Origin of the sequence: Xenorhabdus aichiensis (genome assembly GCF_028598775.1) — a bacterium.
GTDB lineage: Bacteria > Pseudomonadota > Gammaproteobacteria > Enterobacterales > Enterobacteriaceae > Xenorhabdus > Xenorhabdus bovienii.
This window is the reverse complement of the sequence record NZ_JAQRFO010000088.1, coordinates 1-5,046: the sequence shown is the minus strand read 5'-3', so window position 1 is coordinate 5,046 and position 5,046 is coordinate 1. Positions and strand designations below refer to the sequence as shown.

The 5,046-nt window shown below is 53.9% G+C and carries 1 protein-coding gene; it reads right to left on the bottom strand.

The genetic code is table 11. The annotated features are described in order from the left end of the window. A partial coding sequence (locus PSI22_RS20705) for a non-ribosomal peptide synthetase (RefSeq protein WP_273581379.1) occupies positions 1-4,601 on the bottom strand: 4,601 nt, incomplete at its 3' end. Positions 4,602-5,046 lie beyond the last annotated feature (445 nt).

The following is a 5,046-nucleotide window of genomic DNA, read 5'->3' as shown; positions in this document are numbered from 1 at the left end:
CGTTCCGAGTCTGACAGCATTGGCAGACATGCGAGAGTTTGTGTCGCATCGGCTGCCATTGCTGTCAGCACCTGCTGCAAATAGCCGACCATGCGCTCAACGGTCGCGGTATCGAACAGGTCGGCGGCATATTCCAGTCCTCCGACCAAACCAGCCTCGGTTTCGGTCAGCAACAGCATCAGGTCGAAATGCGCGCTATGGCTCTCCTGTTCAATCTGAGAGATTTGCAAACTGGGTAACGTTTGGTCTTGGGCCGGCGTGTTGTTTAAGGACAGCATCACCTGAAAGACCGGGCTGTAGCTCAGGCTGCGTTCGGGCTGTAGCGATTCCACCACCTGCTCAAAGGGCAGGTCCTGATGGGCATAGGCGGCAAGTGCACGTTCACGGACCTGCGCGAGCAAATCGGCTACACGGGGGGCATCACCCGGCGTAACGCGCATGGCCAGGGTATTGACGAAGGAACCGATCAGCCCCTCCAACTCACGGTGCGGACGGTTAGCGACCGGGGTGCCGATAACAATGTCATCCTGACCACTGAGCCGGGTGAGGACGATGCTCCAGGCGGTCAGCACAGTCATAAACAGGGTGGTGTTGTGGCGTTGTCCGAGCGCCTTAAGCGATGTTAGTAAGGCAGTATCGAGCCGGAAGGGGACTTGGCCGCCGGCATAGCGCTGCACTGGCGGGCGTGGTCGGTCGGTGGGGAGAGCCAGCAAGGCCGGGGCATTCTGGAGCTGCGCACACCAGAAGTCACGCTGCTCAGTGAGGACGGCTCCTTGCAGCCAGTCGCGCTGCCAGACCGCATAGTCAGCGTACTGGAGGGACAGCGACGGCAGGGGATCATCGCGGCCGTTGAGGGCGGCGTGGTAGAGGGTGCCCAGTTCGTGTACCAGTACTCCGATAGACCAGCCGTCAGAGATGATGTGATGCTGGGTGAGCAACAACACATGCGACTCGTCCGTCAATTGCAGTAGTTGACCACGAATCAGCGGGCCTTGGGTAAAGTTGAAGGGCGTCTGCGCCTCAAGGTCGGCAAGTTCGGCGATGCGGTGAGTGTGCATGGCCGGGTCCAGCGGGCGCAGATCCTGATAGGACAGGGCAAAGCCGGCGTCGGCGGGATCAATGTGCTGGCAGGGTTGGCCTTCGATCAGTACGAAGCGGGTGCGTAGGCTCTCGTGCCGGGCGACCAGACGATCGAGCGCGGTGGTCAGCGCGTGGCGGTCAAGTTGGCCGGTAAGGCGTAGTGTCACCGGGATATGGTAGGCTAGACTGGCGGCTGGATCGAGTTGGCCGAGGAACCATAACCGCTGTTGGGCGAAGGACAGCGCGAGCGGCTGGCTGCGATCGGCGACGGGGATAACGACCTGAGCGGTTGCCGAAGCCCCGTAGAGCGCTTGGGCCAAATCCGCCAGAAGAGGCAGGGCAAAAAGTTGCTGTAGTGGCAATTCCCGCGCCAGATCCTGACGTACGCGTGCGGCGAGCTGGACGGCAAGCAGCGAATGGCCGCCGAGTTCAAAGAAATGGTCGTGACGGCCGACCCGCTCCAGTCTCAGCAAATCTTGCCAGATCTGGGCCAGAATGGTTTCTATTTCGCCGACCGGAGCGGCATAGCCGCGCGTGACGACGGCGGACGCGTCGGGGGCAGGGAGCGCCGGACGGTCGAGTTTGCCATTGGGGGTGAGCGGGAAGGCGTCGAGCGTCATAAAGGCGCTGGGCAGCATATATTCGGCAAGGTGCCGGGCGAGTTGCTGACGCAGCTCGGCGGGAACCAGTTCAACGCCGGCCTGAGGCCGCAGATAAGCGACCAGGTACTTGTGACCCGGCTCGTCTTCGCGCGCCAGAACTACCGCTTCGCGCACACCGTGGCATTGCATAAGCCGAGCCTCAATCTCGCCGAGCTCAATGCGGAAACCGCGCAATTTAACCTGAAAGTCATTGCGGCCGAGATACTCGATATTACCGTCGGGAAGCCAGCGGCCGAGGTCGCCGGTCTTGTACATGCGGGCGTCCGGATCTGAAGAGAAGGGATCGGTAAGAAAACGTTCGGCAGTCAGTTCGGGGCGGTTCAGGTAGCCGCGGGCAACACCCGCGCCGGCGATATGGATTTCGCCGGCGACACCGAGGGGAACGGGTTGACCCTGCGGGTCAAGGAGATAGATTTGGGTGTTGGCAATCGGACGACCGATGGGGGGGAGAGTTGGCCACTGATCCATACTCTCGCCCAGCGTATATGCCGTAACCACGTGGCTTTCAGTCGGGCCATAGTGATTGTGTAACTGGCATGAGCCAGAACGTTGTAGAAAGCGGCGAATGGCAGGCGTAATGCGCAACTGCTCACCGGCGGTAATGATGTGGGCCAAGCAAGAAAAATCTCCCTCAATGCGACTGGCCGCTTCGGCAAGATGCTGTAGCGCAATATAGGGGAGGAAGATTCTATCAATCTGTTTTTGCTGAATCAGGCGGAGAAATTGTTGAGGGTCCCGACGTGTTTCTTCATTAATTAAGACCAGACATCCGCCTTCGCACAAGGTCGTAAATATCTCTTGGAAGGCAACATCGAATCCAAGCGCGGCAAATTGTAGCGTTTTACCGGTTCCGGATAGATGTGAAGGATCTTGACGGTGCCACTGCAATAAGTTCGACAATGCTGCCAGAGACATTTCCACTCCCTTGGGCAGACCTGTGGAGCCGGAGGTGTAGATGACATACGCCAGATGGCGTGACGTCAGCCCCAGCGCCTGCGTATCCGGATTGTGGACTGGCTGCGCCGTCATGGCGGATTCTTGGGCGTCAAGTACCACCGTGGGCACGTGGCTGGTCAGCCTGTCGGTCAGCCCCGTCTGGGTGAGTAAGACCACCGGTGCCGCGTCATCGAGCATATACGCCAGCCGCTCGTCCGGATAGGCCGGATCGAGCGGCACATAGGCACCACCCGCCTTAAGGATACCGAGCAAGCCGACCACCATTTCAAGGCTGCGTTCAACACAAATTGCCACCCGGTCGTCCGGACGCACGCCCAGCGCAATCAGATGGTGAGCCAGGCGATTGGCGCGGCGGTTTAATTCGTCATAGCTGAGTATCTGGTCTTCGTACACCACGGCGGTGGCGTCGGGGTTGTGTGTAGCCTGAGCCTCAAACAGTGGGTGGATCAATGCGTCCTGCGGCAAGTCCGTCTGGGTGGCGTTGAAGTTCACCAGCAGTTGTTGCCGCTCTTCCGGCGGTAAGACAGGTAAGCTTCGGATTTGTGTCTCGGGAGAAGAGAGAACGGCCTCCATCAACAGGGCTAAACGCGATTGGAGAGCTATGACTTCAGCGCAGTTCAGGTAGTGGGTTGAGTAATTGAATTCAATCGTGACGGGCTGATTGACATCCTCACTGTTAGCGAATGTGTATTGGTAGATCGCGACGAAGAAAGGAAACGGTGTTCCACGTTGTATTTTTGAGTATTTGATAGTGGCACCGGGCAGGTCAGCGTACGCTTGGAATGACTCAAATGACAGCATGATGTCGAATAGTTGAGCGCGTCCCGTCTTCTGCTGGATTTGTGTATGCCGATTGATCTCCGCGATCGGCAAGCGCTGACGTTTATAGCAACGACGCAGCTCTGCTGCCGCTTTGCGCATAACATCAAGGAAGGTGTCATGAGGCGTAATAGTTATGCCGACGGGAATGACTGACGAGAACATGCCCAACGTGCGTTTTTGCTTGGCATTCTTACGGTTGTGTACGGGAATGCCGATGACGATTTCCTCAGCCTGGGTGGTACGGGCGAAATAGCAAGCCAGAACGGCATACATGAAGTGCAGAACAGACAACCCATGCTCGGTCACAATAGCTTCGATGCGCTGGAAAAGCCCCTTATCCAATTGCCAAAGTACCGGTTCGGTTTGTCCGTGATCTGCCGTTTTATCCGGATTAGGCGGTTGGAGCAATGCAGGAGGCAAGTTCACATAGCGTTCCAACCAGAATTGCCGGTCGTGTACATAGCGTTGTGAATCGAGATAGGCACGATCCTCGGCAATAAAATCGAGATAGGAAGGAGCGGCTTCTGGTAGTGCCTCTCCCCTGATTAAGTGACGATAAGTGTTGACAAGATCTTCGGGAATTAGCGCTAAATTCGTAGCATCTCCGATCAGATGATGGCAACAGAAATGCCAGTACCAGCGTGTATCACTGACTCGTAACAGTTCGGCGCGCCATAATTCCCCATTCAAGTCGTACGGACGCATGAAAGTAGCGCGTATGTGTTGTGCGGCTTGGGCTTCTGCATCGGCATGATGTGAGAAGTCATGGATTGTCACGGAAACCGGGAGCATGTCCACAAGTTCCTGAAGCGGCAGTTTCTGGGTATTGATGAGCCGTAAACGTAATGCGTCATGACGATAAACAACGGCTTCAAAGGCGCGTACTAACAGTGTTTCATCCAGCTTTCCGTCAATGAGGACAAGTGAACCGAGATTGTAGCTGGGGCTGTCAGGATGGAGAATTTGGTCAAGCCAGACAACTTGTTGGGTAGAACTGAGCGAAAATTTGCAAGAGGAGGATTCAGAGGAACTTTCAAACGCAAGCTGATCTTTGTTGATACGATTGCATGGCATAGGCATTACTTAACTCCTGCTCGCTAGGCTAATGGATGGAATGTGAGTTATATGACGTTGCTGGACATTGAAAAATGAGTTATTTCATAAATAGATACTTTATTTTTTTAATCTCACTTCTAAAAGAGTTAGAATTCATTTATTTTTGATAAGTATCATTAAAATTACTGGTGGTTTGGTATTGGTGAATTGGATGCTGCGGTATCATTGCTGTCAGTATATGTGGCAGTTGCTTAATCACATTAAGGTATTTATAAAATCAGTTTTATTACAGCAACAACAAAGAATGAAAGAAGGTATATCACTATGATAATATTTAATGAAATTATAACAAAATAATATTATTTAAAAATTCACTGATTGGGTTTGTTTATTTTATCAATATTTTACTTGGCTAATTTTAATAATAAGATTATTATTTATTATTTATTATTTATTATTTATTATTTAT